The 1,894-nt window shown below is 67.5% G+C and carries 2 protein-coding genes; one reads left to right on the forward strand and one right to left on the reverse strand.

The window, feature by feature from the left end; genetic code table 11:
- Positions 1-287: 287 nt before the first annotated feature.
- On the reverse strand, positions 288-1,142 hold the full coding sequence (locus VJ307_05035) for a peptidase U32 family protein (GenBank protein ID HJX73503.1): 855 nt from the start codon (positions 1,140-1,142) through the stop codon (positions 288-290).
- A gap of 219 nt (positions 1,143-1,361) precedes the next feature.
- Here VJ307_05035 and ndhC point away from each other — a divergent pair, with 219 nt between their 5' ends.
- On the forward strand, positions 1,362-1,757 hold the full coding sequence (ndhC, locus tag VJ307_05040) for an NADH-quinone oxidoreductase subunit A (GenBank protein HJX73504.1): 396 nt from the start codon (positions 1,362-1,364) through the stop codon (positions 1,755-1,757).
- Positions 1,758-1,894 lie beyond the last annotated feature (137 nt).

Consider the following 1,894-nt stretch of genomic DNA (forward strand, 5'->3'; position numbering starts at 1 on the left):
CCGCTCGCTGCCGGTTCCGCTCGACGCAAGTTCTTCCTCGCTCCACAGGCCGCTCTGCGGAACCCCCCGCATCGCCCCGGGTCCCCGGTCCCGGAAATGCGGTCAGCGGCGCAGCAAGCCGAAGGAGGAGGGGCGCAGTGAGGTTAAGCGCAGGCGTGTGGGTGCAACGCACGCCGAGCCACGAACGGAGCCCCCCTCCGAGGCTGCGGAGCCTCAATCATGGCGGTTATTCATCGGAGAAATTTCTGATGCATCTCCGGGATGCGGGAGGGGAGTGTCCCCGCCCGTCAGGAGTGTCCTCCCCCAGCCGCGATTGCCGCGTCGAGCTTGCCGCGGACCCTCGCAACCAGGTCGAACAGGCGGGCGGGCGAAAGCTCCCTGCCTTGCACCTTGAACACGTCGACGCCCGCGGCGACCCAGGGCGCGAGCGTATCCTCGATGGAGTGGAGGTCCCGAACGAGGGGAATCGCCCGGCACACGAGATGGCACCTCCCGGACCGCTTGGCGGAAGAGGGGGTCCCCGTTCCCGCCATCCGCGGTCGCTCCGGGGGGGTCGCCCCCTCCCGCGCGTAGCCGGGCAGCGCGCACTTCCCTTGGAGGAGGATCTCCGGCCGGCAGTGCACGAAAACCTCCACCAGCAGTCCGCTTTCCGTCTTGATGGCAGGGATCTCCTCCGGCCCCAGGGCGGTCGGCAGGACGACCGCGTCCGCCCCGACCTCCCGGTAGAACCTCGCCTCGGGGGGGTTGAGCGTGGAGACGCCCACGGAGGCCGTGATCCGCAGGGACGGCGCCTCCCGCCGCACGAGGGAGATCACTCCGGGGTCGGACAGGATCACCGCGAAGACGCCGTCTTCCGGAAAGCCTTTCACGGCAGCCAAAAAGGAAGGGATTTCCGCTGCGCCCGGAATCGTGTTCAGCGCCGTGTGCAGCCTGGCTCCCCTCTCCCGGCAGATCGCGGCGGCCTCCCGGACCTGCCCGGGGGAAAGCGACGCGCGCTCCCCGTCGCGGCTCCACCCCCGGCAGCCGACGTAGACGGCGTCGGCCCCGGCGGACAGAACCGCGTCCACCGCGGCGAGGGAGCCCGCGGGCGCGAGCAGTTCGGGAGCGCCTGTCCGTCTGCCGGGTTCCATGTGTGCTACCATTATATCTTCAACGGGGAATCGATCGGCCTGCCGGGTGCCCCCCTCTTCCCGAAGCGGGATGGTGGCGGGTGATATTTCGGTTGACTTGGGCCGGTCGTCCAGTATTGTATAGTGTCGTTTGTATACAATCGCATCCCCGAAATGAGGCGATTTTCCCGCCCCTCTGTCGCGGTGTAGAGGGGTTCTGCTTTGATAAAACATTCAGGCGGTGTGCTTCGCATGCTCGCGGATTATGCAACGGTCCTGGTGTTCATCCTGCTCGGCGCGGTGACCGTCGCCCTCATGCTGGGGATCTCGCGCCTGCTCCGGCCGCGCAACCCCACGCCGGTCAAGCTGTCCACGTACGAGTGCGGCGAGGTCCCGTTCGGCTCCTCGTGGGTGCAGTTCAACATCCGCTTCTACGTGGTCGCCCTGATCTTCATCATTTTCGACGTGGAAGTGGCCCTTCTCTACCCCTGGGCCGTGATCTTCCGGCGCCTGGGCCTCCTCGCGTTCGTGGAGGCGTTCATCTTCATCGTCATCCTGCTCGCGGGCCTGGCCTACCTGTGGAAGGAGGGGGACCTCGACTGGGTGCGGACCGTCCAGGAACCCCCCGCTCCGAGGGAAAGCCGATGAGCCACGATCCCGCGCAAGGCGTTCCGGCTCCCGCCGTCGGCCCGGGGTCCTTGGGCCCCGAGGCGCACGTGATGGTGGGCAGCGCCGACCAGTTCATCAACTGGTGCCGGAAGTCCTCCCTCTGGTACCTCCTGTTC

The sequence above is a fragment of the Candidatus Deferrimicrobiaceae bacterium genome (assembly GCA_035256765.1).
Taxonomy (GTDB): Bacteria; Desulfobacterota; Deferrimicrobia; order Deferrimicrobiales; family Deferrimicrobiaceae; genus CSP1-8.

Coding starts and splice junctions, on each gene's coding strand:
- VJ307_05035 (HJX73503.1), bottom strand. CDS start 1,142: ATGGTAGCACACATGGAACCCGGCAGACGGACAGGCGCTCCCGAACTG.
- ndhC (HJX73504.1), top strand. CDS start 1,362: ATGCTCGCGGATTATGCAACGGTCCTGGTGTTCATCCTGCTCGGCGCG.